General features: G+C 74.3%; 24 protein-coding genes. 20 read left to right on the top strand and 4 right to left on the bottom strand.

Annotated features, from left to right (window positions below):
* The first annotated feature begins 101 nt into the window (after window positions 1-101).
* The 4 genes from ACWDYF_RS12175 to ACWDYF_RS12160 all read left to right on the top strand — a co-directional run bounded on the left by ACWDYF_RS12175 (window position 102) and on the right by ACWDYF_RS12160 (window position 5,355).
* Window positions 102-617, top strand: a complete 516-nt coding sequence (locus ACWDYF_RS12175; protein WP_389465256.1) for a hypothetical protein — start codon at window positions 102-104, stop codon at window positions 615-617.
* A 116-nt stretch (window positions 618-733) separates the two neighbouring features.
* Window positions 734-1,345, top strand: coding sequence for a DJ-1/PfpI family protein (locus ACWDYF_RS12170; protein ID WP_037892193.1), 612 nt, complete (start codon window positions 734-736; stop codon window positions 1,343-1,345).
* A 101-nt stretch (window positions 1,346-1,446) separates the two neighbouring features.
* Window positions 1,447-3,258, top strand: a complete 1,812-nt coding sequence (locus tag ACWDYF_RS12165; RefSeq protein WP_389465259.1) for an AGE family epimerase/isomerase — start codon at window positions 1,447-1,449, stop codon at window positions 3,256-3,258.
* Window positions 3,259-3,264: 6 nt separating this feature from the next.
* A complete protein-coding gene (locus tag ACWDYF_RS12160; protein WP_389465262.1) occupies window positions 3,265-5,355 on the top strand; it encodes a glycogen debranching protein in 2,091 nt (696 codons plus the stop codon).
* Window positions 5,356-5,556: 201 nt separating this feature from the next.
* Here the strand turns inward: ACWDYF_RS12160 and ACWDYF_RS12155 are convergent, their stop codons facing one another.
* Complete coding sequence (locus ACWDYF_RS12155) at window positions 5,557-5,889, bottom strand: STAS domain-containing protein (RefSeq protein ID WP_381742099.1); 333 nt, start codon at window positions 5,887-5,889, stop codon at window positions 5,557-5,559.
* 118 nt (window positions 5,890-6,007) lie between these two features.
* Between ACWDYF_RS12155 and ACWDYF_RS12150 the strand changes: the two genes are divergently transcribed.
* The 9 genes from ACWDYF_RS12150 to ACWDYF_RS12110 all read left to right on the top strand — a co-directional run bounded on the left by ACWDYF_RS12150 (window position 6,008) and on the right by ACWDYF_RS12110 (window position 17,061).
* Window positions 6,008-6,925, top strand: coding sequence for a LysR family transcriptional regulator (locus tag ACWDYF_RS12150; protein WP_389465266.1), 918 nt, complete (start codon window positions 6,008-6,010; stop codon window positions 6,923-6,925).
* 334 nt (window positions 6,926-7,259) lie between these two features.
* Complete coding sequence (locus ACWDYF_RS12145) at window positions 7,260-8,747, top strand: FAD-dependent monooxygenase (RefSeq protein ID WP_389465269.1); 1,488 nt, start codon at window positions 7,260-7,262, stop codon at window positions 8,745-8,747.
* Window positions 8,748-8,784: 37 nt separating this feature from the next.
* Window positions 8,785-9,297 carry a VOC family protein gene (locus ACWDYF_RS12140; protein ID WP_018565397.1) on the top strand — a complete coding sequence of 171 codons (513 nt, stop codon included), beginning with the start codon at window positions 8,785-8,787 and terminating at the stop codon, window positions 9,295-9,297.
* Window positions 9,298-9,396: 99 nt separating this feature from the next.
* Window positions 9,397-10,476 (top strand): aldo/keto reductase, encoded by a 1,080-nt coding sequence (locus tag ACWDYF_RS12135; RefSeq protein WP_389465273.1) that lies wholly within the window; start codon window positions 9,397-9,399, stop codon window positions 10,474-10,476.
* 63 nt (window positions 10,477-10,539) lie between these two features.
* The gene (locus ACWDYF_RS12130; RefSeq protein ID WP_026252129.1) at window positions 10,540-11,682 is read left to right on the top strand and encodes an IS701 family transposase; all 1,143 of its coding nucleotides are present in this window, start codon (window positions 10,540-10,542) and stop codon (window positions 11,680-11,682) included.
* A 213-nt stretch (window positions 11,683-11,895) separates the two neighbouring features.
* Window positions 11,896-13,341 carry an ankyrin repeat domain-containing protein gene (locus tag ACWDYF_RS12125; RefSeq protein WP_389465276.1) on the top strand — a complete coding sequence of 482 codons (1,446 nt, stop codon included), beginning with the start codon at window positions 11,896-11,898 and terminating at the stop codon, window positions 13,339-13,341.
* Between the two features lie 28 nt (window positions 13,342-13,369).
* Complete coding sequence (locus tag ACWDYF_RS12120) at window positions 13,370-13,678, top strand: muconolactone Delta-isomerase family protein (RefSeq protein WP_018565393.1); 309 nt, start codon at window positions 13,370-13,372, stop codon at window positions 13,676-13,678.
* A gap of 53 nt (window positions 13,679-13,731) precedes the next feature.
* Window positions 13,732-14,424: an EthD domain-containing protein gene (locus ACWDYF_RS12115; protein ID WP_381742109.1), complete on the top strand. Its 693-nt coding sequence runs from the start codon at window positions 13,732-13,734 to the stop codon at window positions 14,422-14,424.
* A gap of 138 nt (window positions 14,425-14,562) precedes the next feature.
* Window positions 14,563-17,061 carry a sugar phosphate nucleotidyltransferase gene (locus ACWDYF_RS12110; RefSeq protein WP_389465281.1) on the top strand — a complete coding sequence of 833 codons (2,499 nt, stop codon included), beginning with the start codon at window positions 14,563-14,565 and terminating at the stop codon, window positions 17,059-17,061.
* 127 nt (window positions 17,062-17,188) lie between these two features.
* Here the strand turns inward: ACWDYF_RS12110 and ACWDYF_RS12105 are convergent, their stop codons facing one another.
* Window positions 17,189-17,791 carry a short chain dehydrogenase gene (locus ACWDYF_RS12105; RefSeq protein ID WP_389465284.1) on the bottom strand — a complete coding sequence of 201 codons (603 nt, stop codon included), beginning with the start codon at window positions 17,789-17,791 and terminating at the stop codon, window positions 17,189-17,191.
* Window positions 17,792-17,921: 130 nt separating this feature from the next.
* Between ACWDYF_RS12105 and ACWDYF_RS12100 the strand changes: the two genes are divergently transcribed.
* From ACWDYF_RS12100 to ACWDYF_RS12090, 3 genes are all read left to right on the top strand, one after another.
* The gene (locus tag ACWDYF_RS12100) at window positions 17,922-18,203 is read left to right on the top strand and encodes a hypothetical protein (RefSeq protein ID WP_381742115.1); all 282 of its coding nucleotides are present in this window, start codon (window positions 17,922-17,924) and stop codon (window positions 18,201-18,203) included.
* Entirely contained in the window at window positions 18,200-18,574 is a 375-nt protein-coding gene (locus tag ACWDYF_RS12095) for a PIN domain-containing protein (RefSeq protein WP_389465288.1), read from the top strand. The genes ACWDYF_RS12100 and ACWDYF_RS12095 overlap by 4 nt, the downstream gene beginning before the upstream one ends.
* A gap of 210 nt (window positions 18,575-18,784) precedes the next feature.
* Window positions 18,785-19,561: a hypothetical protein gene (locus ACWDYF_RS12090; protein WP_389465291.1), complete on the top strand. Its 777-nt coding sequence runs from the start codon at window positions 18,785-18,787 to the stop codon at window positions 19,559-19,561.
* Window positions 19,562-19,576: 15 nt separating this feature from the next.
* Here ACWDYF_RS12090 and ACWDYF_RS12085 read toward each other — a convergent pair whose 3' ends face one another.
* Entirely contained in the window at window positions 19,577-20,230 is a 654-nt protein-coding gene (locus ACWDYF_RS12085; protein ID WP_389465294.1) for a hypothetical protein, read from the bottom strand.
* A 127-nt stretch (window positions 20,231-20,357) separates the two neighbouring features.
* On the opposite strand from ACWDYF_RS12085, the gene ACWDYF_RS12080 reads away from it, so the two are divergent.
* Window positions 20,358-20,834 carry a DNA-binding protein gene (locus ACWDYF_RS12080; protein WP_389465297.1) on the top strand — a complete coding sequence of 159 codons (477 nt, stop codon included), beginning with the start codon at window positions 20,358-20,360 and terminating at the stop codon, window positions 20,832-20,834.
* 9 nt (window positions 20,835-20,843) lie between these two features.
* Here ACWDYF_RS12080 and ACWDYF_RS12075 read toward each other — a convergent pair whose 3' ends face one another.
* The gene (locus tag ACWDYF_RS12075; RefSeq protein WP_389465301.1) at window positions 20,844-22,016 is read right to left on the bottom strand and encodes a Cmx/CmrA family chloramphenicol efflux MFS transporter; all 1,173 of its coding nucleotides are present in this window, start codon (window positions 22,014-22,016) and stop codon (window positions 20,844-20,846) included.
* A gap of 604 nt (window positions 22,017-22,620) precedes the next feature.
* On the opposite strand from ACWDYF_RS12075, the gene ACWDYF_RS12070 reads away from it, so the two are divergent.
* Genes ACWDYF_RS12070 through ACWDYF_RS12060 form a run of 3 tightly spaced genes read left to right on the top strand, consistent with a single transcriptional unit; the run spans window position 22,621 to window position 25,008 of the window.
* A complete protein-coding gene (locus tag ACWDYF_RS12070) occupies window positions 22,621-23,316 on the top strand; it encodes a SigE family RNA polymerase sigma factor (protein WP_389465307.1) in 696 nt (231 codons plus the stop codon).
* Window positions 23,313-23,651, top strand: coding sequence for a hypothetical protein (locus ACWDYF_RS12065; protein ID WP_018565381.1), 339 nt, complete (start codon window positions 23,313-23,315; stop codon window positions 23,649-23,651). Before ACWDYF_RS12070 ends, ACWDYF_RS12065 begins: the two co-directional genes overlap by 4 nt.
* Window positions 23,652-23,673: 22 nt before the next feature.
* Window positions 23,674-25,008, top strand: coding sequence for an alpha/beta hydrolase (locus ACWDYF_RS12060; protein WP_389465312.1), 1,335 nt, complete (start codon window positions 23,674-23,676; stop codon window positions 25,006-25,008).
* Window positions 25,009-25,080: the final 72 nt, after the last annotated feature.

Genomic DNA, 25,080 nt, shown 5'->3' with positions numbered 1-25,080 from the left:
CCGCCATGCCCGTCATATCGGTCACGTCACGTCCGTCACGTCATGGCTGTCATGTACGTCCCGCCCGTCTTGTTCCGTCCCGTTCACAAGGAGACCTCCGCATGACCCGACGAGAGGGCGCCCGCGCCCTGACGGCCGCCGCCGCCGAGGCGTTCGTCCGCGACTGGCACACCGCCCTGTGCGCCGGGGCGCCGGCCGCCGAGCTGGTGCCGCACCTGGCCAACGGGCTGCGGCTGGAGCTGCCGCACCATGTGGTGCGCGGCGCCGAGGAGTTCACGGCCTGGCACACCGCGGGACAGCGACTCCCGCTCACCGGCGGGGACTTCGCCGCCACCCCGCTGGAGGTGCACCTGTCCTCGCCCGTGCACGCCGAGGTGAGCTGCGCGCTGCCGGGCGGCCCCGGCCGCGACCCGGTCCGCCAGACCTGGTGGCTGGTCCTCCAGCAGGGCACCCCGCGCCTGCGCACCCTGACCGTGCACCCGGAACCCGCCACGGCACCGGCCGCCGCCACCGCTCCCGCCGTCACCGCTCCCACTGCCCCGGAAACGGCCGTCGCCCCGGAAACGGCCGTCGCCACGCTCCCGCCCGCCGCCCAGCCCGCACTCGCCGGAGCCTGACCCGGCCCCCGCACCGGCCCGGCCGGGGCCCGGCGCCGTACACCCGGCGCCGGGCCCCGCCCGCCGGACCCGGCGTGCCTCACCCCCGCCCGCCTCCACCCAAGGAATGAGAACCGATGACCACGAGCCTCCCGCTCTCGCCCCGGCGGCTGGACGGCCGCCGCATAGGGATCCTCGCCGAGAGCGACTACGTCGAGGACGAGATCTCCTACTACCGGCGGCGGTTCGGCGAGGAAGGCGCCGAGGTCGTGCTGCTGTCCCGGCTGTGGGGCCAGTCCTCGCTGACCTTCACCGGCCATGAGCAGCGCGCCCCGCTCACGGTCAGCGACGACCTGGAGGAGCTGGACTACGCCCGGCTCGCCGGCTACTCCGCGCTGATCGTCCCCTCCGGGCACGTCGCCGACCGGCTGCGCTACAGCGAGGACGTGAACCGGCCCGCCCCCGCACTCGACCTGATGCGCCGCGCCTTCCGGCTGCCCACCCTCGTCAAGGCGTTCTCCTGCCACGCCCTGTGGCTGGTGTCGGCCGCCCCCGACCTGGTGGCCGGCCGCGACGTCACCTGCCACAACAACCTGGTCGGCGACGTGCGCAACATGGGCGCCCGCTACACCGACCAGGACGTGGTCGTCGACGGCGACCTGGTCACCACCCGCACCGTCGAGCAGTGCCACCTGCTGGCCAGGACCGTCATCGACCTGATCGACCCGGTCGCCGAGGCCGCCGCCTGACCCCGGACCGTGCCGCACCGTCCCCTGCCGTCCCGCACCGCCGCCCCGCCCCCCCCCCGACTCCCTCCGACCGTTCCCCCGGACTCCCAGGAGCACCCACGGTGGCCACTCGACTTCCCTTCACCTTCTCCGACAGCGTCGCCGGATACGTCACCGCGCGCACCGGAGGAAGCGCCGACCTGACGACCCTGGACGGGCGGCGCGTCACCATCCACCTCACCGAGACCACCAGCGCGCAGCACCTGCGCAACCTCGGGCAGCCGTACCACGACGTCACCGGCCGGATGCGCGAACTGCTCACCCCCGGCCGGTTCGTGTTCTGCTACGGGCCCGTCTACTCCGAGGAGGAGGGCCTGCACTACCAGGCGGCCCAGCTGGTGTTCGTCAACGAGGACGACGGCTCCTGGCCGTTCGAGCGGTCCGGCTGGTGGACGGAGCAACTGCGCGAGCTGGCCACCTTCTACCGCCGCTCGCAGTTCGGGGACGGCCCGGTCGACTTCGGCGACTACCGCACCGTGATCAGCGGCAGCGGCGGCAAGACCGACGTCCAGGTCCAGGAGACGGACACCATCTCCCGCCTGGTCTACGGCATGGCCAGCACCTATCTGCTCACCGGCGACGAGGACGCCCTCGCCGTCGCCGACGCCGGATCCCAGTACCTGCACGACCACATGCGGTTCGTGGACGCCGACGAGGACGTCGTGTACTGGTACCACGGCGTGGAGATCGCGCAGGGCCGCGAACACCAGCTGTTCGCCTCGGAGTTCGGCGACGACTACCGGGCCATCCCCGCCTACGAGCAGATCTACGCCCTGGTCGGCCTGACCCAGACCTACCGGGTCACCGGCAACCCCGACTACCTCGCCGACATCGAGGGCACGGTCCGCCTCTTCGAGAAGCACTTCCACGACCCGAAGCTCGGCGGCTACTACTCGCACATCGACCCGGTCACCTTCAGCCCGTACCACGAGAGCCTCGGCCCCAACCGGGCGCGCAAGAACTGGAACTCCGTCGGCGACCACGCGCCCGCCTATCTGCTCAACCTGTTCCTGGCCACCGGCGAGGAACGCCACCGGCGCATGCTGGAGCACACCTTCGACATGATCGTCACCCATATGCCGGACCGCTCCAGCCCGTTCGTGCAGGAGCGCTTCCACGCGGACTGGACCCCGGACACGGAATGGGGCTGGCAGCAGGACCGCGCCGTCGTCGGGCACAACCTGAAGATCGCCTGGAACCTGATGCGGATGCAGGGCACCCTGCCCAAGCGCGAGTACCTGGCCCTGGCCGAACACCTGGGCGCCACCATGCCCGAGGTCGGCCGCGACTCCCGGCGCGGCGGCTGGTACGACGTCGTGCAGCGCGCCGCGGAGAACGGCCGGCACCGCTTCGCCTGGCACGACCGCAAGACCTGGTGGCAGCAGGAGCAGGCCATCCTCGCCTATCTCATCCTGGCGGGCGGCACCGGCCGCGAGGACTTCCTGCGACACGCCCGCGAGTCCTCCGCGTTCTACAACTCCTTCTTCCTCGACCACGACGAGGGCGGGGTGTTCTTCACCGTGCTCGCCCAGGGGCTGCCGTTCCTGGTCGGCAACGAACGCCTCAAGGGCAGCCACGCCATGGCCATGTACCACAAGGCCGAACTGTGCTACCTCGCCGAGATCTACACCCGGCTGCTCATCAACGAGGAGCCGCTGGAGCTGTACTTCCGCACCCACCCGCACGCCTCCTTCCCCGGCGGCAGGCTGCGCGTGTCCCCCGACGTGTTCCCGGCCGGCCGCATCGTCCTGGACCGGGTGCTGATCGACGGCGCGCCCTACGACGACTTCGACGCCGAGAGCATGAGCATCCGGCTGCCCGACAGCGCCGAAGAGCTGCGGATACGGGCCCGGGTCCGGCCGGCGGGGCGGTGACGGGAGATGCCCGCCACGATCCTGCGGCCGGCGCTGCCCCGGCTCTCCGTCGGCCCCGGAACCCCGCAGCCCGCCGGCGCGACCCCGGTCCCCGGCGGCGTCAACTTCGCCGTGCCGGCCGCGACCGCCGCCGGTCTGCGGCTGGTCCTGTTCGACCCGGACGACGGCTCCGTCCGCACCGAGATCGACTTCCCCGCCGAGCACCGCGTCGGCACCGTCTTCACCATGACCGTACGCGGCCTCGACCCGGCCCGCACCCACTACGCCTACCGGGTGCGGGACGCCCGAGGCAGCCTGTCCGCCCCCGTCCTCGACCCCCGCGCGCGCCACCTCGCCGGGGCCGGGCCCTGGGGGCGGCGGCCGTCGTACCGGTCCGCGCTGGCCCCGGACACCTACGACTGGACGGGCGACCGCCGCCCCGGCATCCCCCTGGACGAACTCGTCGTCTACGAGACACATGTGCGCGGCTACACCCGCGACCCCTCCTCGGGGGTCGCCCACCCCGGCACCTACCGGGGACTCCAGGAGAAGATCCCCCACCTGCGGCAGCTCGGCGTGAACTGCGTCGAGCTGCTTCCCGTGTGCGAGTTCGACGAGACGGACAACACCTATGTCTCACCCGCCACCGGCGAGCCGCTGCGCAACCTGTGGGGCTACAACACCGTGGCCTTCTACGCGCCCAAGGCCGCCTACGCCACCGACCAGGCGCCCGGAGCGCCCGCCCGCGAACTCAAGGACCTGGTCAAGGCGCTGCACCGGGCGGGCATCGAGGTGATCCTCGACGTCGTGTTCAACCACACCGCCGAAGGGGACCGGCGCGGCCCCACGCTGTCCTTCCGGGCGCTGGACGAGGCCGGGTTCTACCTGCTCGACGACGAGGACCGCTACGTCAACCTCACGGCGACCGGCAACACCGTCAACTGCAACCACCCCCGCACCCGGGCCTTCGTCCTGGACTGCCTGCGGTACTGGGCCACCGAGTACCGCGTGGACGGCTTCCGCTTCGACATGGCCTCCATCCTGGCCCGCGGCACGGACGGCGCGCTGCTGGCCAACCCGCCGCTGCCCGAGGCCATCGCCCACGATCCGGTGCTGGCCCACTGCAAGCTGATCGCGGAGGCCACCGACGCGGCGGGCAGCTACCAGGTCGGCACCTTCCCGCACCACCACCGCTGGGGCGAGTGGAACATGCGCTACCGCGACGCGGTCCGCCGGTTGCTGCTCGGCAGGCCCGGCTCGGTCGCCGAGTTCGCGACCCGCCTGGTCGGCTCGCCCGACCTGTACCCGGGCCGCGGCGCCACCCCGTCCGTCAACTACATCACCTGCCACGACGGGCTCACCCTCGCCGACTGGACCGCCTACGACCACCGGCACAACGAGGCCAACGGCGAAGGCGGCCAGGACGGCATCCCCGACGAGGACAGCTGGAACTGCGGCCACGAGGGACCCACCGACGACCCGGGCGTCCTGGCCCTGCGCGACCGGCTGGCCACCACCGCCCTGCTGCTGCTCGGCGCCAGCCAGGGCGTGCCCATGCTGCTCGCGGGCGACGAGTTCGGCCGCACCCAGCACGGCAACAACAACGCCTACAGCCAGGACACCCCGCGGGGCTGGGTCGACTGGACCCGGCGCGCCGAGGACCGCGGCCGGGAGCTGTTCACCCGCCGCTGCCTGGCCTTCCGCCGCGCCCACCCGGTGCTGCGCCGCCCGGACCACCCGGACGGCCGCACCCCGCAGGGCCACCCGTACCCGCCGGTCAGCTGGCACGGTGACCTCCCCGGGCGGCCCGACTGGTCCGAGTCCTCCACCCTGCTCGCCGCCCTGCTGTACGCCCACGGCGGCGACGGGACCGTACCGGACTGCGTGTACCTCGCGGTCAACACCGGCGGCGCGGACCGCGCGGTGCTGGTGCCGCCGGCCCCGGCCGGACTGCGCTGGCACCTGTTCGCCGACACCTCGCGCGCCCCGCACCGCGCCGCGCACGAGCCGGGCGCCGAACCGCCGCTCGACGACGACCGGGTGGGCGTCGGCGCCCACGCGGCCGTACTCCTCGTGGCCGCGCCCGCGCCCGCGCCCGTGTCCGCCCCGGCCGCCTGACCGTACGCCCCCCTCAGGGCGGGACCCCTCTCGAAGGGGTCCCGCCCTCCCGTACGTCCGGGCCGCCCGGGACCGTACCGCCGGATCCGGCCGGGGTGCTCGGTCACCGCTGCCGGGCACCCCGGCACCAGGAACCACGCACCCCGGCCGGATCGGCCGGACCGCTCCCGCGACCACCGCGCGGCAGGGCCGCACGCGGCCTCAGACACCCACGAGCTGCTCGTCCCGCACGACGATGGTCATCGACCGGTCCAGACCGGCCAGCCGGAACCGGTCGTGCAGGACCGGCGACGCCCCCTCGATCACGATGTGCGAGGTGGCCGGCAGGTGCTGCTGGGCGAAGGCCAGGCAGCGCAGCCCCGCCGGGACCAGCGCGTCCAGCGCGTGCACGTCCACCACGAGCCGGCGCGGGCCCTGGGCGACCGCCTGGTCGACGACCCGGCGCAGGCTCTGCACCTCGCGGTCGTTCAGCTCGCCCTCCAGACGGACGACGGTGGTGGAGCCGTTGATGCCGAGGGAGATGTCGAAAGCCATGGGAATCATTCCTTCACCGAGTTCGGATTCCGGCTCTGCCGCCGTCCTCCTGACGTAGTGACAATGTTTCCGCCCCGGCCCGTGGACCGTCCAATACCCGCTTTCATAGCCTGCCTTCATGGATATCGATACCAGGCTCCTCCGCTACTTCAACGCGGTGGCGGAGGAGGGAAACCTGACCAGGGCCGCGCAACGGCTGTTCATCGCCCAGCCGTCGCTCACCAAGCAGATCAAGCAACTGGAATCGAACCTGGGCCTTGAACTGTTCGTCCGCAGCCGTTCGGGAATGGAACTCACCCCCGCCGGACGCGCCCTGGCCGACGAAGTCCTGGAACTGCTGCGCGGCTGGGACCGGTCGCTGCGCTGCGCGCGCCGCGCCGCCACGACCTCCGCGCGGGTGCTGCGCGTCGGCTTCGTCGCCAGCGCCGCCAACGAGAAGACCCAGGAGATCATCGCGGAGTTCACCCGGCGCCGCCCCGACTGGCGGGTCGAACTGCGGCAGACCGAGTGGTCCGACCCCACCGCGGGCCTGGTCACCGGGGACGCCGACGCCGCACTCCTGCGGCTGCCCTTCCCCGGCCAGCAGGAGCTGCACGTCAGGATCCTCCTCACCGAACCCCGCTGGATCGCGCTGCCGGCCGGTCACCGCCTGGCCGCCCATGCCGAGGTGCCCTTCAGCGAGCTGTACGACGAGCCGTTCGTCGCCACCCCGGAAGCCTCCGGCTGGTGGCGCGAGTACTGGCTCGCCGCCGAGGAACGCGAGGGCCACCCCGTACGGATCGGCGCCATCGCGCACAACCCGGACGAGTGGCTGAACGCGGTGGCCCACGGCCGCGGGGTCAGCCTCACCCCGGAGGCCACCGCCCGCTTCTACCAGCGCCCCGACCTCGTCTACCGGCCGGTCACCGGGGTCAGCCCCAGCCAGGTCGGCGTGGCCTGGCCCCGCGAGGCGCACCCCGGGCCCCACCTCGACGACTTCGTCGCCGCCTGCCTGGCCGTCTGCGCGGCCGGACCGGCCGGAGCCCAGGCCGCATAGGGCCCGCGGGACCGAACGCCGCGGCGGCGCGACAGAGTTGAGTCGCCGCATACGCGCCGGAAATGTTTGAGCGGACCATTGCGGTGACCGGAAGTGATCATTCGGCGCCTATGCAGAAGGTCACAGCGGCACCTCGCCTACTTCGTACAGTCCGCATTGCCCAGGCGTCCCAACGCCTTTGATACTTGACGACGTCCGCCGCCGCATCAGGCCGACGCCGACGTCACACCGTCATCGCCCCGCTCCGTGCCCGCGGTCGCATTCCGCGGAATTCCCCGGACGTGGTCCGGGCGACACGAGAGGGCACGTTCCCGCGCTCGATCCTGGAGTCATCATGCCGAATTCCGGAGCCAGTTCGCCCCTGCCCAGCACCACCGACGTCCTCATCGTCGGAGCCGGTCCGACCGGACTCGCGCTGGCCTGCGCCCTGCGCACCCTGGGGGTGGACCACGTCGTCATCGACCGGGCCGCCTCCACCGCCGTGCACTCCCGCGCGGCGGCCGTCCACGCCCGCACCCTGGAGTCCCTGGCGGCGATCGGCGCGGCCGAACCGCTGGTCGCCCTCGGCCGCCCCGGCGACTCCTTCACCGTGCGCGACGGCGAGCGCCAGGTGCTCACGACGCCCTTCAACGAGCTGGACACCCCCTACCCGTTCGTCCTCGCCGTGCCCCAGCAGACCACCGAGGAGGTCCTGGAGGAGCGGCTCGGGGCGCTCGGCGGCCGGGTGTACCGCCGCCACACCCTGCTCGACCTCGGCGAGCTGTTCCCCGGGGTGAACGCCCTGGTCACCGATGACGAGACCGGCGAGGTGCGCGCGATCCGCGCCCGCTACGCGGTGGGCTGCGACGGACTGCACAGCACCGTCCGGCAGAAGTCCGGCATCGCCTTCACCGGCCACGACCGGCCGCAGAACTTCGCGCTCATCGAGTTCTCCATGGAGTGGTCGGGCCCCGAGGGCGAGATCTCGTTCTTCTTCTCGCCCGCCGGACTGCTCGCCGTCTCCCACCTCCAGGGCGACACCTACCGCGTCGTCGCCCTCGTCGACGACGACACCCCCACCCCCGACCTGGAGGCGGTGCAGCACCTGCTGGACACCCGCGGCCCCTCCGCCGCCGGTGCCAAGGTCAAGGACCTCAGGATGGCCTCCACCTGGCGGGTGAGCCACCGTCTCGCCGACACCTTCGGCACCGGGCCCGTCTTCCTGGTCGGCGACGCGGCGCACGTGCACAGCCCGGTGGGCGCCCAGGGCATGAACACCGGCCTCCAGGACGCCTTCAACCTGGCCTGGAAGCTCGCGGCCGTGCTCGACGGCACCGCCTCCCCGGCCCTGCTGCACACCTACGACAGCGAACGGCGCCCCATGGCGCAGGGCCTGCTCGCCTTCGCCAACCAGCTGCACGACATCTCCACCATGGACAACCCCGACAGCATGCGGCTGCGCAACGACGTACTGTCCGCGGTCGGCAAGATCCCCGAGGCCCGCGCCTGGCTGGCGCAGCGGCTCGCCCAGCTCTCCATCGTCTACGGCAGCCCCCAGGGCCCCAAGCCGGCCGCGGGCGAACGCATGCCCCCGCGGCCCGGCATGGCCCCGGGCCTGGGCTGGTCGCTGGTGCTGCCGTCCGGCACGGACACCGCCGCCGCCGAGCGGGCCGCCGCCGCGTCGCCCACCCCGCTGGCCGTCGCCACCGCCGAGGGCCTGCCGCACGCCGTGCTGGTCCGCCCCGACGGGCACATCGCGCTCACCGCGTCCGCCGCCGACGCCGCCGGGCTGCCCGCCCGGCTCGCCGACTGGCTGCGCCACGACTGGCCCGTACTCGGCTGACACCCCCACCCGCACGCCCTCCAGGGAGACACACACCATGACAACCCGCTACTCCCGGCCGCCCGGCGCGGCCACCCTCATGCACGTGGCCCTCGTCTGCCCCGACATCGACGCCTCGCTGCGCTTCTACCGCGACGGCCTCGGCTTCGCCCGCACCTACGAGTGGACCCGGTCCGCCAAGGCCGGCTGCCCCTGCCAGGCCATCTACTCCGGGCGCGGCGTCTACATCGAACTCGACGGCTCCACGTACATCGAGCTGTTCCCCGGCGGCACCCCCGGCACCGACTCCTCCGGCGGCCCGCTCCAGCACATCGCCCTCGTCGTCCCCGACGTGGACGAGGCGTACCGCCGCTGCCTCACCGCGGGCGGGCAGGCGTTCCCGCTCGACGAGTGGCCGGGCGACCCCGTCACCGTCGTCCTCAACGGCGAACCGGAGGTCGAGGTCCGCGTCGCCTTCGTCAAGGGACCGGCCGGCGAACTCATCGAGCTGTACGACCAGCTCAGCCCGGTCGTCTCCCGGCAGCCCGCGGAACAGGCGGCGGCCGGCTAGCCCACCGGGCCGCACGCCGCGGCGCGACCGCGCGACACATCGACGGCACCCCGAAGTCCCCGAAGCCCGAAGAAACCTCGATACGGAGGACCCATACCCATGCGATACACCGTGCTCGGCAGGACCGGCCTGCGCGTGTCCGAACTGGCCCTGGGCACCGTCACGTTCGGAGAGGAGTGGGGCTGGGGCGCTCCCAAGGAGACCAGCGCCCGCATCCTCGGCCTGTACGAGGAGGCCGGCGGCAACCTGATCGACACCGCCGACCACTACACCGGCGGCACCTCCGAGAAGTTCCTCGGCGAACTGCTGCGCGGCCGCCGCGACCGGTACGTGCTCACCACCAAGTACACCCTCCAGACCGACCCCACCGACATCAACTCCGCGGGCAACCACCGCAAGAACCTGGTCTCCTCCATCGAGGCCAGCCTGCGCCGCCTGCAGACCGACTACATCGACCTGCTGTGGGTGCACGCCCACGACACGCTCACCCCCGTACCGGAGATCATGCGCACCCTGGACGACCAGGTGCGCGCCGGGAAGATCCACTACGTGGGCATCGCCAACTGGCCCGCCTGGGAGGTCGCCCAGGCCAACACCCTGGCCGAGCTGCGCGGCTGGTCGCCCTTCGCCGCCCTCCAGATCCGCTACAACCTGCTCGAACGCGGCCCCGAGCGCGATCTGCTGCCCATGGCCCGCCAGTTCGACCTGCCGGTGCTGGCCTGGGGCGCGCTGTCCGAGGGACTGCTCACCGGCAAGTACCTCACCGGCGGCGACGGCCGGCTCACCGTGGCGCCGCGCGACCACAACAGCGCGCCCGGCACCGACACCCTCGTCAAGGAGGTCGTCGCCGTCGCCGCCGAGGGCGGCTGGAGCCCGGCCCAGGTCGCCCTGGCCTGGCTGCGCAGCCGGCCCGGCGTGGTGATCCCCATTCTCGGCGCCACCAAGGAGCACCAGATCAAGGACACCCTCGGCTGCGCCGACGTCACCCTGAGCGCCGACCACCTCGACCGGCTCGACCGGCTCAGCCGCATCGACCTCGGCTACCCGCACGACCTGCTGCGCGACCCCGTCACCGTACGGGACATGTACGGCACGAACTGGTCCGACATCGAGGACCGGCGCACCACGACCCGCCGCGGCGTCGCCGACGACGCCCATGTGCCCATGACCGCGCGGTAGGCGCGCGCCCGGCGGCCCGTCCCGCACCTCTACCTGGTTCCACACGCCTCAACGGGGGTCCAGATGTCCGTGTCATCAACCGTCGTCACCAGGGATGCCATCGCACAGTTCGCCGGTGAGGTCTTCGCCTCCATGCCCCGCGTCGACCAGCGCCGCTGGGCCGAGGTCTATCTGCGGGGCCTGCTGCTGGTGGAGGGGAAGAAGTCGATCCGCCGGATCTCCGAGGACATCCTCTACCTCCCCGCCCACCAGTCGCTCCAGCAGTTCATCAACCAGAGCCCCTGGGACTGGGACCCGGTCCGCGCCCGGCTGGTCCGGTACGCCGAGTCGCTGGGCACGCCGGGGGCCTGGGTGCTCGGCCGGACCGCGATCCCCAAGCGCGGCGAGCGGTCGGTCGGGGTGGCCCGCAGGTTCCTGCCCGAGGCGGGCCGGATGGTCAACTGCCAGATCGGGGCCACCGTCTCGCTGGCCACCGACGCCGGCAGCATCCCGGTGAACTGGCGGCTGCTGCTGCCCCCGCGCTGGCTGGAGGACCCCGAGCTGCGCCAGTCCGCGTACCTGCCGCCCGGTGCGCGGGCCGACCCCGAGGGGCGCGAACTGCTGGCGATGCTCACCCAGATGACGGCCGGCTGGGGCGCGACCCCCGCCCCCGTCGTCGGCGACCTGCGGCACGTCGAGGACGCGGCCCACCTCATCTGCGCCCTGACCGGGCGGGGCATGCCGTACGCGCTGGAGGTGGACGGCTCGCTGAACGTGCTCGACGGCGTCAGTGTGCGCACCAGCTCGGCGGGCAGCCGCGCCCGGGAGTGCCTGGCCACCGCGGTCGAGCACTTCCGCGTGCTGCACGGGGGCCGCGGCGCCGAGGAGGAGACGGGCCGCCGGCTGAACGTGGTGTCCTCCTCGGTGCGCCTGGCCGGGGACGATCCGGCGGCGGAGCCGGTACGGCTGCTGAGCGGACTGTCCCCGCGCGGGATCCCCGTGCGGTTCTGGCTGACCAACCTGACCGACCGGAGCATCGCCGACGTCATGGACCGGCTCCGGCTGCACCGCCGCAGCCAGGCCGATCTCCGCGTCCTGGAGGAGGACTTCGGCCTGCGCGACTTCGAGGGCCGCTCCTTCCGCGGCTGGCACCACCACATGACGATGGTGTCGGCCGCGTATCTCTTCGACCTGCTGGGCACCCGGCCCGTGTCCCGGACGGCCTGAGCCGTCCCCGCGCCCGGCCGCGCACTCGCCGGGCACCGCCGGTTCCGGCGCCGCGGACACTCCGTCGACTTACCCAGAACTCCCCGGCCCGGCCCCCGGCTCTGGGCGCCGACGGGAGAAACGTATGACGCTGGAGACACACGCCCGGACCGCACGGCCGTCCGGTGCCTTCCCCGCACCACCGTCCCGAACCGCCATCCACGGAGGCTTCCCGTGTCCCGTTCCGCACGCACACGTGCCGTCGTCACCCGCCTGTTCGCCGATGTCGCGAGCGGCAACGTCCAGGGGGTGATGGACGCCATCGCGCCCGACATCGTCTTCGACCTGCCCGCCAACGAGTTCACCTCGGCCATCCCCAACCTCGGGGTGTGGCGCGGCAAGGACGAGGTCGCCGAGGCGTTCCGGCTGCGCGGTGCCTTCGCCGACGTCACCGAGTTCGAGAACCGCGAGATCCTCGTGGAGGACGACCGGGCGTTCGTCGTCAACTTCCAGCGCATCCGGCACCGGGCCACGGAATTCGAGGTGTCCTTCGAGTTCTCCATGCTGCTCACCGTCGGCGACGACGGACTCGTCCACCACTGGAAGGCGTTCTTCGACGCCTCCGCCGAAGTGGCCATGTTCCGCTCCGACATCGGCGACCGGCTGCTGGCCGCCGTCCGTGGCCGGGAGACCGACGCGGTCCGCACCCTGCTGCGGGACGGTGCCGACGCCAACCACCGGGACGCGGAAAGCGGCCTGACGGTGCTTCAGACGGCGGCCGGGCTGGGCGACGCGAAGACCGTCGCCGTGCTGCTGGAGGCGGGCGGCGACGTGTACTCCGCCGACAGCCGGGCCGGCGGCACCGCCCTGCACAAGGCCGTCCAGAACGGCGACCTCGCCACCGTGCGCACCCTCGTCGAGGCCGGTGCCTTCGTCGACGCCGTCGCCCCGACGACCGGCCACACCCCGCTGATGGACGCCCTCTGGTACAAGTGGCCGGACGTCGTGCGCTATCTGCTGGAGCAGAACGCTGGGCTCAACCTCTCCACGCACTACGGGTTCTCGCTGCGCGAGCACTTCGAGTACGAGCTGAACGTCAACACGCGCGGCAAGGACAAGATGCTCGCCGCCGACCGGCTCATCAAGGAGCGCCTGAAGGACGACGAGGACGGCCGGGCGGCGCACCGGCTGATCGCGGCCACCACCGAGGGCGACACGGTCGCGGTCCGGGCCCTGCTCGACGAGGGCGCCGACACCGAGCAGCGCTACCCGGTCGTCAACGGCTTCAACGACGCCCACACGGCCCTCCTGGTGGCCGCCCGCGACGGCCACACCGAGATCGTCCGGGCCCTGCTGGACGCCGGTGCCGACGTCAACGCCGTCGAGCCCACCTTCGGCGCCGTGCCCCTGCACAAGGCCGTCTACAACGGCCACGCCGACATCACCCGCGTCCTCGTCGGCACCCCCGGCACCGACCTGGACTTCCAGGGCGCCACCAACGGCTACACCCCCCTGCACGACGCCCTGTGGCACGGCTACGAGGAGTGCGCGCGCGTGCTGCTCGCCGCCGGTGCCCGCACCGACCTGACCGGCCACGACGGCAAGACACCCCTCGACATCGCCACCGACGTGTTCGGCGCCGGCCACGCCCTCACCGGCGAACTGGCCGCCCGCGCCTGAGCACGCGCCGCGGAACCGGAGGAGAAACATGCTCTTCTACGTCCAGATGAAGTGGAAGCACGAAGGCCGCATCACCCTCGACGAGCTCTGGGAGATCGAGCAGGAGGAGGCCGAACACGCCCAGGAGACCGTCGACTCCGGCTTCTGCGTCGGCATCTGGAAGGTGGCGGCCCAGAAACGTGTGATCGCCATCATCGACTCGCCCGACGCCGAGGAACTCGACCGCACCGCCCTGGGCCGGCTCCCCATGCGGGAGTACCTGGAGTTCGAGCAGGTGTGGCCGCTGCGGGACTACCTCGGGTTCGCCGACGACGTGAAGTCCCGCTACAAGGTCTGACCCACCCCGCGGGCGCCGCCGCCGCGCGGTCCCCCGACACGAGAGGAACAGCCGTGATCCACCAACTGATCTTCGCCGCCCCCCGGCCCGGCATGAGCACCGAGGAGTTCCACCGCTACTGGGTGCAGGAGCACGCCGTACGGTACGCCGCGAAGATCCCCCAGATCAGGAAGTACGCGGTGGACACCACCGTGCCGCACCCCGGCGGACGGCCGCCGCTGTGGGACGGCGTCGCCGAGATCTGGCTGGAGAACGAGGAGGAGCAGCTGGCCTCCCTCCAGACCCCCGAGTTCCTGGAGGGCGCCCGGCTGGACGAGCCCCGCTGGGCCGCGTTCTGGCGCACCGTCGTGCTCGACACCGACACCGAGGTCGTCGTCCCGGGCACCGGCGCCGCCGCCGTCCAGCCGGGCGTCAAGCTGCTGCTGCTGGCCAAGCGCCGCGAGGGCCTGAGCCGCGACGCGTTCCGCCGCCACAGCCGCGAGACCCACGCCCCGCTGGTCACCCGCGTCCCGGGTGTGACCCGCTACCACCAGTCCTTCACCCGCGACTCCTGGTACGGCATCAGCGAGCCGCCCTTCGACGCCGCCTACCACATCTGGTTCGACAGCGCCGAGGCCATGGCCGACGCGCTGCTCTCCGCCGAACAGGCCGACGTCGAGGCCGACTACAAGAACTTCGTCAACGAGCAGTACCTGCACACCGTCCCGGTCCGCGAGAACTGGGTCATCGGTCCCGAGCCCCGCTGAGACCGCGGCCCGCCACGGCTCCGCGCCCGCCGCGCGGAGCCGTGGCGCGGCCCGCCCCGCAGCACCCCGCCCCCCCCGAGCCCGACCGTCGTCCCTCCGCCCCTCGCCGCGGAACACGCTGAAGAAGGAGCCAGCGCCGTGAAAGCCGTCGTGATGGCCGGAGGTGAAGGCACTCGCCTGCGTCCCCTCACCTCCAGCCTGCCGAAACCCCTCCTGCCCGTGGCCGACCGCCCCGTCATGGAACACGTCCTGCGCCTGCTCGGCCGGCACGGCATCGACGATGTCGTCGTCACCGTCCAGTTCCTCGCCACCCTCGTCGAGAACCACTTCGGCGACGGCACCGACCTCGGCATGCGGATCACCTACGCCCACGAGGACCAGCCGCTCGGCACGGCCGGCAGCGTCAGGAACGCCGCCGACGCGCTGGCGGGCGAGCCCTTCGTCGTCATCTCCGGCGACGCCCTGACCGACATCGACCTCGGCGCCGCCATCCGCAGCCACCAGGACAACGACGCGCTGGTCACCGTCGTCCTCACCCGCGTCCCCGACCCGCTGGAGTTCGGCATCACCGTCCTGGACGAACAGGGGCGCGTCGAACGGTTCCTGGAGAAGCCCACCTGGGGCCAGGTGTTCACGGACACCGTCAACACCGGCATCTACATCATGCGGCCCGACATCCTCGACCACGTCGCCCCGGACACCGCCGTCGACTGGTCCGGCGACGTCTTCCCCCGCCTGCTCGCCGAGGGCCTGCCGCTGTACGGGTACGTCGCCGACGGCTACTGGGAGGACATCGGCAGCCACGACAGCTACCTCAAGGCGCAGACCGACGTCCTGGACGGCACCGTGCGCACCGACCCGGCCGGCTTCGAACTCGCCCCCGGCATCCGGGTGGGCGAGGGCGCCGAGATCCACCCGGACGCCGTCCTCACCCCGCCCCTGCACATCGGCGCCTACGCCCGTATCGGCGAGAAGGCCGAGATCCGCGGCCACTCGGTCGTCGGCCGCGGCGCGGTCGTCGGCGCCCACAGCCTCCTGGACGCGGCCGTGCTCCACGACAACGTCTACGTCGGCCCCGGCGCCGCCCTGCACGCCGCCGTCGTCGGCCGGGGCAGCGACATCATGCGCGGCGCCCGCCTCGAACCCGGCGTGGTCGTCGGCGACGACTGCACCATCGGGGAGCACGCGATCATCGCCTCCGGTGTCCGGATCTATCCGTCCAAGACCGTCGAGGACGCCGCCTGCGTCAACACCTCCGTCGTCCGGGAGACCCGCGGCCAGGCCCAGCTGTTCGGCCGCCGCGGCGTCGAGGGCATCCTCAACGTCGACATCACCCCGGAACTCGCGGTGCGCCTCGCCGCCGCGTACGCCACCACCATCAAGAAGGGCGACGTCGTCGCCCTGGCCGCCGACCACTCCCGCGGGGCCCGCGCCCTGGCCCACGGTGTGGCCGCCGCGCTCCAGGCCGCCGCCGTCCACGTACGCGACCTGGAGACCGCGCCCCTGCCCGTACTGCGCCAGCAGACCCGGCTCGCGGCGGTCGGCGGCATCTACGTGCGCACCGTGCCCGGCGAACCCGACTCGGTCGAGATCCTCTTCCTCGACCCGCACGGCGCCGACGTCACCGAGGCCGCCAAACGCAGGCTCGACCGCGTCTACGCGCGCCAGGAGTACCGCCGGGCCTTCCCCGGCGAGATCGGCACCGTCACCCACCCCGCCGGGGTGCTCGACACCTACGCCGACTCGCTCACCGAGCACCTGGACCGGCGGCGCATCGCCGCCTCGGGGCTGCGGGTCGTCGTGGACGCCGCGCACGGCACCACCGGCCGCGTCCTGACCGAACTCATCGGACGGCTCTCCCTGGACGCGCTGCTCACCGACGCCGGACCGGACGAGACGCGGCCCACCGAGACCGACGGCGAACGCGCGGACGCGCTGGCCCGGCTCGGCGCGACGGTGCGCGCCGCGGGCGCCGACCTCGGGGTGCGCCTCGACCCGGTCGGCGAACGCCTCGTCCTCGTCGACGACCGGGGCGAGCCGGTCGACGACGGCCGCGCCGTCCTCATCCACGCCTCCCTGGCGGCCCGGCACCACGGAAGAGGCCGGATCGTGCTGCCCGTCACGGTCTCCCGTACGGCCGAGACGCTGGCCGCGCGCCACGGCGCCCGCGTCCACCGGGTGGGCACCTCACCGGCCGCGCTGGCCGAGGCGGCCGCCGCCCCCGACACGATCCTGGCCGGGGACGGGCACGGCGGCTACATCGTGCCCGGCGGCGCCGCGCCGCTGGACGCCCCGGCCGCCTTCGTGCACCTCGTCGCCCACCTCGCGCAGTCGCCGCACCGGTTCAGCGAACTGGACGCGGGGATACCGCAGGACCACGTCCTGCAACGGGAGATCGCCACGCCCTGGTCGGTGAAGGGCGCCGTCATGCGGACCATGGCCGAGAGCAAGGGCGACCACGTCCTGGACACCACGCTCGACGGGCTGCGCATCGTCGAGCCCGACGGCAGCTGGGCGCTGGTCGTGCCCGACGCCGCGCAGGCCGTCACCCGCATCTGGGCCGAGGGCGCGACCCGCGCCGACTCCCAGGCGGTGCTCGACAAGTGGTCGGCCCGGGTGGCGGGCGTCACCGGCTGACGGCCCGCCGCCCCACCGTGCCCGCGTTCCGGGCGGTGTGCGGGGGACCGCCTCCCCCCGTGCCCTCCGCCCCGCCCGGAACGCGTGTCCCGCCCCGGCCGCGCGGCGGGCCGGTGCCCGCCGGGGCCTACAGCGCGGGCTTGCCGTCGGGCTCGACCACCAGCCCGTGCGCGTCGCCCTCGACGAGGTCCGCGTAGACGCGGGCCAGCTCGGCGACCCGGACACCGCCCGTGCCGTCCGCGCCCATCTTCTCCAGGGTCTCCGCGACCCATCCCGGGCTCACGCCGTTCAGCCGGATCCCGCGCGGCGTCTCCAGCGCGGCGGCGCCGACGAAGCCCGCCAGCCCGGCGTTGATCAGCGCCCCGAACGCCATACCGGGCCCGGACACCCGGAAGGACCCGCTGGTGAGCGTGATCGAACCGCGGTCGCGCAGCCGCCCCAGCGCGGCCCGCACCAGCCGCACCTGGCCCAGCAGCTTGCCCTCCAGACCGTGCAGGAACTCCGCCTCGGACGGGTCGCCCAGCGGTGTCAGCCGGCCGCTCGCCGCACAGCAGACGACGGCGTCCGCGTCCGGCACCCGGTCGAAGAGCGCGTCGAGCGACGCGGGATCGTCCATGTCCACCCGTACGTCACCGCGCCGCGCCGCGCGTACGACGTCGTGCCGCGCCGACAGCTCGTCCGCGACAGCCGCTCCGATGGTTCCCGTGGCCCCGATCACGATGATCCGCATGGCGGCGATCCTAGGTCCTCACCGGGCCCGGGAGCGCCCCGCTCACCCGGCCGGGAGCGCGACGCACGCGCGTTCGATCATGTTCGGCCATCCCTGGTCCCGACGGTTCTACCGGCGGTAGAATCCCCGTATGACCCGGACGGGCAAGCCGACAAGCAGACCGACGAGCATCAAGACCAGCGAGAAGGTGCGCGACCGGCTGCGCACCCTCGCCGAGGAGCGCGGCACCACCATCACCGAGCTGCTCGAAGACCTCGCGGCCCGCGAGCTGACGGAGGCCGAGCGGCGCCAGCGCGCGCTGGAGGCGGCCCGCGAGCTGGGCGTCGAGTACACCGAGCAGGTGGAGCGGGCCGGGCAGGACGCCTGGGCCAGGATCCGCGCCCACCAGGGCGGCTCCGGCGCCGCCGCGTGAACCTGACAGCCGTACTGGACCACACCGCCCTGGCCGCGCTGTACCGGGCCGACCCGTTCCTCACCGGCCTGTACATCGAGGCGTCGCGCGGCACCGGCCGTGTCCTCGTCCCCTCCCTCGCGGTCCTCGCCGCCGAGCGCCGCACCCCGGGCGCCGGACGGCACGCCGCCTCGCTCCGGTTCGCCGAGCAGGTGCCCTTCGGCGTCGCGCACGCCACCGACGCGATGGACTGGCCGGACGTGGCCGAGCCGGTGGCCCACGCCGCGGCCGTCGTCCGGCAGGCGGTCCGGGCGGGCGAGCCCGTGACCCTGCTGTCCCTGGACCCCGGCCTGTACGCGGCCACCGGCGTCACCCCGCTCGACCCCACCTGAACGCCCGGCCGCCGCACGGTGTTGACTGACCCCGGCGGCCGGACCCGGAGACGGGCGGAAGGGACCCGGCCGGACGTGAAGTCGTCGTCGTACGGGGGGAGTCGGGGACTCTTGCGCGCACTGTCACCAGCACCTCCCTCTTCCCCGGCTCCGCCGCGCCCGGGGCCACGGCGGACGGCCGCGCTCGCCCTCCGGTGGTGCGCCGCCGCCGTGCTGCTGCTCGGCGCGTGCGGAACCGAGACGGCGACACGGACGGCGGCACAGGCGTCCCAGGGACCCGGGACGGCGGCGGCGTCGGCCACCGGGTCCCTCGGCTGGGGCACCATGCAGCCGTCCGGTGTCACCGGCGCCCGCCTCACCGACGACGGCCGCACCCTGACGCTCGACACCCGCGTGCCCAGCGGCGGCGGACGGGCGTGCGTGCGCGACCTGGAGGCGAAGGTCACCGAGTCGGCGCCGCGCACCGTCCGGGTGCAGATCACCTTCTCCTCGCCGTCCATGGACCGGGCCTCCGGCTGCACCGAGGAGAGCCCGGCCACCACCCGGGTCCGGCTGCCCGAACCGCTGGGCCGCCGGACCCTGGTCGTCGACAACGGTGTGCAGTTCACCGCCGACGGCGCCGGGCCGCCCGCGCTGCGGCTCTGCGGGGAACAGGGCTGCCACCCCCCGGCCACCGGCTGCACCGCCGCCTCCTACGAACAGGCGCTGCGCGCGGCGGACGCGCCCCGGCACACGTACCGGAACGCGGAGCACTGCGACGGCGGATGGCTGGTCCTGGACTTCACCTGGCGCACGGGACCGGCGTGCGCGGGCTCCTCCGAGCCCGGCTGCGACTCCCACCTGGGCGACCGCTGGTTCTTCCGGGCCCAGGAGTCCGGCTGGCAGCCGGTCGCCCACGGCGGGGCCGGGGGCTGCGCGGACGTGCACCGCGTGGAGCCCGCCTTCCCGGCGGCGCTGTGCGCCCCGCTCGCCCCGCTGTCCGGCTGACCGGCGCGCCCCCGGTCAGGTGCCGCCGAGCTGCCGGGCCGCCAGCGCGGTGATCTGCGCGGCCAGGTCCGCCAGGTCCGGCTCGTGCCGTACGGCGGCCCGCGCCAGCCGGTCCACGTCCGCCACCCACGCGCCGGTGGCCCGGTCCGGCTCGCCGATCCGCGCGAACCCGCGGTCCAGCAGCCCGCGGGCCGCCGCGTCCCGGCCGCGCGCGACGGCCTTGACCGCGCCGAGGGCGTTGGCGAGCGCGCTGGCGGGCCGCGACCACTCGCCCTCCCGGGCGCGCGCCGCCGGGTTGCCGGTGTCGTAGTCCGGGTCACCGGCCACCGAGGCCGTACGGACGTCCAGGTCGAGCCGCCAGAACAACGGCACCCCGGTGAAGCGGACGAACAGCAGCCGCCGCCGGTCGGAGCGGTGGAAGTCGGGGTCGTGGCGCACGCTCCCGACCGGCTGCACGGCCGCGAGCGCCGCCACCGCCTGCTCCAAGCAGTCCGGGAACCGCCCGTCCGGCACCACCCAGAGGATGTCGAGGTCGCTGAAGGCGTCCGCCGTGCCCGCCCCCAGCGAACCGGCCAACTCCGCCCGGGAGTCCGGGCAGCACCCCTCCAGCGCGCCGCGGACGCGCTCGGCGAACGCGGCACGGTCGGTCGCGGAGGACGGGAAGGCCATCCGCACACGGTAGGGGCGGCGCCCCGCGCACGCCATGGGTGCCCCGGCCCGCACCCCACCCCGCACCCCACCTCCTGTTGGCAACACATCATTGACAACAATCTGTTTGCTCGCCATGATGGGCGACATGCCCGCGACCCCGCAGCGCCCCGACGCACCCACCGAGCCCGCCGACGCCTTCGAGCCCCCGAGCGCGGAGGAGGCGCGGGCCCGTCGTACGTACGCCTCCCTCTTCCGCATCGCCGAACGCCATGCCGCCACGGACGCGCAGCGCCGCCGGCAGATCCACCCGGGGATGCTCGCCCCGCACGAGGCGATCCGGCTGGTGTCGTTCCTGCTCAGCGGCGCGGCGCTGCCCGAGGACGGGGAGGCGGAGGTCGACCGCGCCGACATCACCGCCGCGCTGAGCCTCGTGCCGCTCGCCCGCGCCGAGATGGACGAACTGGAGGCCGGACTCCTCACGATGGCCCGCGGACGCGGCATGACCTGGCCGGAGATCGCCTTCGGCCTCGGCCTCGCCACCCCCCAGGCCGCCCGCCAGCGCCACGAACGCCTCCTCAGCCGCACGGACCCCGCGCCGGGCGCGGAGGACACCGGGCGGTAGCGGCCCCGGCTAGCGCGCCTCCCCGTCCCGGGTGCCCACGATGCTCCTGCGCAGCGGGTAGGCGACGAGCAGGGCGGCTGCCATGAGGAGGCCGCTCGTCCAGAGCGGTCCGAGGTCGGCGGCCGGGCCGGTGAGGGCGGGGGCGGCGAGGAGGGGGCCGGTGGCGGCGCCGGTGTTGAGCGCCGCCGTCGCGTACGCCCCGGCCATGGTGGGCGCCCCCGAGGCCGCGTAGAGGACCCGGGTGATCAGCGTGCTGCCCACCGCGAACGACAGCGCGCCCAGGACGGGGACGAGGACGAGCAGGGCGGCCGGCTCGCCCGCCGACAGGGCGAGCACCGGCCAGCCGAAGGCCAGGGCCGGGCCGCCCACCGCGAGGAGCGGACCGGGCCGCCGGTCGGACAGCCGCCCGGCGGCGGTGACCCCCGCGAAGGACCCGGCGCCGAAGAGCACCAGCACCACCGGGACCCACCGCGCACCGAGCCCGGCGGTGCCGGTGACGACGGGCGCGAGGAAGGTGAAGCTCGCGAACGTCGCCGCGTTCACCAGCGCGGCCGGGAGCAGCGTCGCGAGCAGGCGCGGGTCGCGCAGCCGCGCCAGCTCCGCGCGCAGGCCGGGCCCGCCGCCCGCGTCCGCCCCGGCCCCGGCGGGCACCCCCTTGAGGATGCCCAGGGCCGCGGGCAGGCAGAGGGCCGCGACCGCCCAGAAGACGGCCCGCCAGCCGAGCAGCGTGCCCAGCAGTGCCCCGCCGGGGACCCCGGCGACCGTGGCCACCGTCGTCCCGGACAGCAGCACCGCCAGCGCGCGGCCCCTGCGGTCGGGACCGGCCAGCGCGGCCGCCGTCGTCACCGCCACGGCGAGGAACCCGGCGTTCGCGAACGCCGCGACGACCCGGGTGGCGCACAGGACCGCGAAGCTCGGGGTGAGGGCGCCCACGACATGGGCCGCCGCGAACACCAGCACGAACACGAGCAGTCCGGACCGTCCCGGCCGGTTGCGGGCGAGGGCGGCCATCAGCGGGGCGCCCACGGCCATTCCGGCCGCGAAGGCCGACGTGAGCGCGCCCGCGGTGCCGGTCCCCACATCGAGACCGGCGGCGATGCCGGGCAGCAGCCCGGCGAGCATGAATTCGGAGGTGCCCATGGCGAAGACCGCCAGGGCGAGCGGATACAGGGCGAGAGGCATCGAGTGACCCCGAGGTGAGGAGAGGTACGAGAGGACGACGTCTCGTCACCGCGGTCGGCCCCCGGGGGCACGGCTGACGGCGGACCGGTGCGGTCCGGGGCCGTGAAGCGGTGGACCGGTCGGCCGGTGGCCCGGTGGCCCGATCGGCCAGTTGCCCAGGGGTCCGGTGGTCCGGTGCTTCAGGGGTGCTGCGTCAGGGGTGCAGGGGGCCGACGGCGTGACCGGCGGCCCCCACCTCGGCTGACTCGGGGCTCGACATGCGCCGCACGGTAGCGCACCGGCGTGCGCCCCGCACGCCGGATTTCCCGGCCCCGCCCGTCCGGCTGTGATCCACATCACCGGGGCGGCGCGCGGTTCGTGCCGCCCCACCCGCAACCCCGGCCCCCGCCGCACGTCTGAAGCCCATGGAGGCCCGGACTCCCCGGCTCCGTTCCCCGAGTGAAGGATCGTCATGTCCGCATGTCATGCCGCCCCGCGCGGGCCCGCGTACGCGCCCCCACCGGCGAGGACGGCCGGTGCGAGGACGGCCGGTGCCGCGCGGGGCGCGGGAGGCGGAGAAGGCCGGGGAGGCGGGGAAGGCAGGGGCGGCGGCTTCGGGGGAGCGGTGACGGCCACGGGTTCGCCGGTCGCGTCCGCCGGCGCACTCCGGCGTACCTGGGGACGGTTGTTCCGGCGCGCTCCCGAGCGGTCCGCCCCCGAACGGCCCGTGGCCGCTTCGGCACCCGTCCCGCCACGCGCCGCGGCACCCCCCGCCGCGCCCACCACGGCGTCCGCCGCGGGCAGCGGCACCGGCCGGGGCGGCGAACCGGACCGGGCCGCCGACTTCGACCGGCTCTACCACCACCGCCGGCTCGCGCTGGTGCGCCTGGCCGTGCTGCTGGTCGACGACCTGCCCACCGCCGAGGACGTGGTGCAGGACGCGTTCACGGCGCTGCTGCGCCGCCACGGGCCCCGTCTGGAGCGGCTGGACGACCCGGAGGCGTATCTGAGGACGTGCGTGGTCAACGCCGCCCGCTCGGTGCTCCGGCGGCGCCGGACCGTCCGCCGCGCCGTCCTCGAACGGGAGCGCCCCGCCCCGCCGCCCGAGGAGTACGTCCTGCTGCACGAGGAGCACCGCGAGGTGCTGCGCGCCCTGACGCGGCTGACCGGTCGTCAGCGCGAGGTCCTGGTGCTGCGCTACTGGTCCCACCTCACCGAGGCGCAGATCGCCGAGACCCTGGGCCTGTCCCGGGGCACGGTCAAGTCCACCGCCAGCCGCGCCCTGGACGCGCTCAGCAGGAACCTGGAGGGGCCCCGATGACCGCCGCCGCCCGGCACGGCCGCACCGAAGAACGCCTGCGGGCCGCCCTGGACGCGCGGGCCCGCCTGGTCGGGCCGGGCAGGCTGCGGCCCCCGGCACCGCCCGCGGCCCCGGCCGCCGCACGGCTGCGGCTCCGGCGCGGGGCCGCGGTCCTGGTCGCCCTCGCCGCGGCGGTGGCGGGTGCCGTGCTCTGGCTGGACCACCGCCACCAGACCACGCCCGCCCCGCCCGCCGGGCCTCCTTCCGTGACCGGCCCGCGGCCTCCCGCCCCGCCGCCCGCGGCCCCCTCCGCCGTCCCCCGTTCGCCGGACGTCGCGGCCCCCAGCCCCCGCTGAACCCCGTACCGAAGAAGGCACCATGAAGCGACCCGCCCGCACCCCGATGTCCCGCGCCCGCGCCCGTTCCCGCACCACTCGCGCCCTTGTCGTCTCCGCCCTCTCCACCCTCTCCGTCGGCGCGCTCACCGTGCCCGCGGCCACCGCCTCCGCCGCGGCCGCGCGCCCGCCGTCCGCCGGGGCGCCCGCCGTCCTCCAGGCCCGCTACGACCTCGGCGACCAAGCCTTCACGCCCCCCGCCGCGCTCGGCTACCAGGGCCGCGCCGAACTCGCGGCCGACGTCTACTACCCGGCGCACCTGGGCACCGGACGGCATCCGCTGGTCCTCATGCAGCACGGCTCCTGGGAGACCTGCGCCGACGCGGGCGCGCAGGCCGAGTCCAGCGCGGCGCGGCAGGCCCGCGACCGGGCCGAGCAGGCGGGCGACACCGCCGAGGCCGCCCGCCAGCAGGCCATCGTGGACCGGGCGTCGGCCCGGCTGTGGGCCTGGCCCTGCGCCCCGGGCACCGCCCCCATCCTCAGCAGCGGCGGATACGACTACCTGGCGCGGGCGCTGGCCGCGCGCGGCTTCGTGGTCGTCTCGGTCGGCGCCAACGGCATCAACGCCACGGCCGCCGGGCAGGCCGACACCGTCTACCAGGCACGCGCCGCGCTCATCGAGCGGCATCTGCTGCTGTGGCAGCGGCTGGCCCGCTCGGGCGACGGCCCGCTGCGCGGCGCGCTGACCGACCCGCGCACCGGGGCCCCGGTGACGGCCGACTTCCGCGGCCGGGTCGACCTCGGCGACGTCGGTCTGCTCGGGCACTCGATGGGCGGCGGCGGGGTCATGCAGGAGATCGCCGACTCCTCCCGCGCGCACTGGCCGTCCGGTGTCACCGTCAAGGCGGCGTTCACCCTGGCGCCCACCGCCACCTGGGACGGCGACCCGGTGACCCGTACGCCCTTCGCCGTGATGTGGGGCACCTGCGACCAGGTCAACACCGGTTCCTTCTTCGAGCAGAACAGCGCCGCCAACCGGGCGCCGATCTACAAGTACACGCTCACCGGCGGCAATCACGCCTTCTACAACCGGCAGTGGTCGCCGAGCAGCGGCCAGGTGGCGTCCCGGGACGACGCGCTGCCGGGCAGCGCTCCGGGCACCTGCCTGTCCCAGTACGACGACCCGGCGCAGCCGCAGCGCGACCAGCCGCGTCTGGCGGAGGAGCGGCAGCGGCGGATCGCGGCCGACCGGGTCACCGCCTTCTTCGAACGGTACCTGCGCGGCCGCACCGACCGGCAGCCCTACCTCACCGGTGAGCGGCCCTTCCCCGGCGAACCCGCCCACGTCGTCACCTCGGCGTACGACGCCGGAGCCTGACGGCCGCCCGGCCCACCCTGCGTCGATCCTCGATCGGTTCCCACGGAGAATCGATCGACACTGACGACCGGA

It is taken from the genome of Streptomyces sp. NPDC003284, from assembly GCF_053589675.1.
This window is presented reverse-complemented; position numbering and strand designations above follow the sequence as displayed.

What these genes read in the sequence shown, in the direction of transcription:
- ACWDYF_RS12175 (WP_389465256.1), top strand. Translation starts at nt 102, where the DNA reads ATGACCCGACGAGAGGGCGCCCGCGCCCTGACGGCCGCCGCCGCCGAG.
- ACWDYF_RS12170 (WP_037892193.1), top strand. Translation starts at nt 734, where the DNA reads ATGACCACGAGCCTCCCGCTCTCGCCCCGGCGGCTGGACGGCCGCCGC.
- ACWDYF_RS12160 (WP_389465262.1), top strand. Translation starts at nt 3,265, where the DNA reads ATGCCCGCCACGATCCTGCGGCCGGCGCTGCCCCGGCTCTCCGTCGGC.
- ACWDYF_RS12155 (WP_381742099.1), bottom strand. Translation starts at nt 5,889, where the DNA reads ATGGCTTTCGACATCTCCCTCGGCATCAACGGCTCCACCACCGTCGTC.
- ACWDYF_RS12150 (WP_389465266.1), top strand. Translation starts at nt 6,008, where the DNA reads ATGGATATCGATACCAGGCTCCTCCGCTACTTCAACGCGGTGGCGGAG.
- ACWDYF_RS12145 (WP_389465269.1), top strand. Translation starts at nt 7,260, where the DNA reads ATGCCGAATTCCGGAGCCAGTTCGCCCCTGCCCAGCACCACCGACGTC.
- ACWDYF_RS12140 (WP_018565397.1), top strand. Translation starts at nt 8,785, where the DNA reads ATGACAACCCGCTACTCCCGGCCGCCCGGCGCGGCCACCCTCATGCAC.
- ACWDYF_RS12135 (WP_389465273.1), top strand. Translation starts at nt 9,397, where the DNA reads ATGCGATACACCGTGCTCGGCAGGACCGGCCTGCGCGTGTCCGAACTG.
- ACWDYF_RS12130 (WP_026252129.1), top strand. Translation starts at nt 10,540, where the DNA reads ATGTCCGTGTCATCAACCGTCGTCACCAGGGATGCCATCGCACAGTTC.
- ACWDYF_RS12120 (WP_018565393.1), top strand. Translation starts at nt 13,370, where the DNA reads ATGCTCTTCTACGTCCAGATGAAGTGGAAGCACGAAGGCCGCATCACC.
- ACWDYF_RS12105 (WP_389465284.1), bottom strand. Translation starts at nt 17,791, where the DNA reads ATGCGGATCATCGTGATCGGGGCCACGGGAACCATCGGAGCGGCTGTC.
- ACWDYF_RS12100 (WP_381742115.1), top strand. Translation starts at nt 17,922, where the DNA reads ATGACCCGGACGGGCAAGCCGACAAGCAGACCGACGAGCATCAAGACC.
- ACWDYF_RS12085 (WP_389465294.1), bottom strand. Translation starts at nt 20,230, where the DNA reads ATGGCCTTCCCGTCCTCCGCGACCGACCGTGCCGCGTTCGCCGAGCGC.
- ACWDYF_RS12080 (WP_389465297.1), top strand. Translation starts at nt 20,358, where the DNA reads ATGCCCGCGACCCCGCAGCGCCCCGACGCACCCACCGAGCCCGCCGAC.
- ACWDYF_RS12075 (WP_389465301.1), bottom strand. Translation starts at nt 22,016, where the DNA reads ATGCCTCTCGCCCTGTATCCGCTCGCCCTGGCGGTCTTCGCCATGGGC.
- ACWDYF_RS12065 (WP_018565381.1), top strand. Translation starts at nt 23,313, where the DNA reads ATGACCGCCGCCGCCCGGCACGGCCGCACCGAAGAACGCCTGCGGGCC.
- ACWDYF_RS12060 (WP_389465312.1), top strand. Translation starts at nt 23,674, where the DNA reads ATGAAGCGACCCGCCCGCACCCCGATGTCCCGCGCCCGCGCCCGTTCC.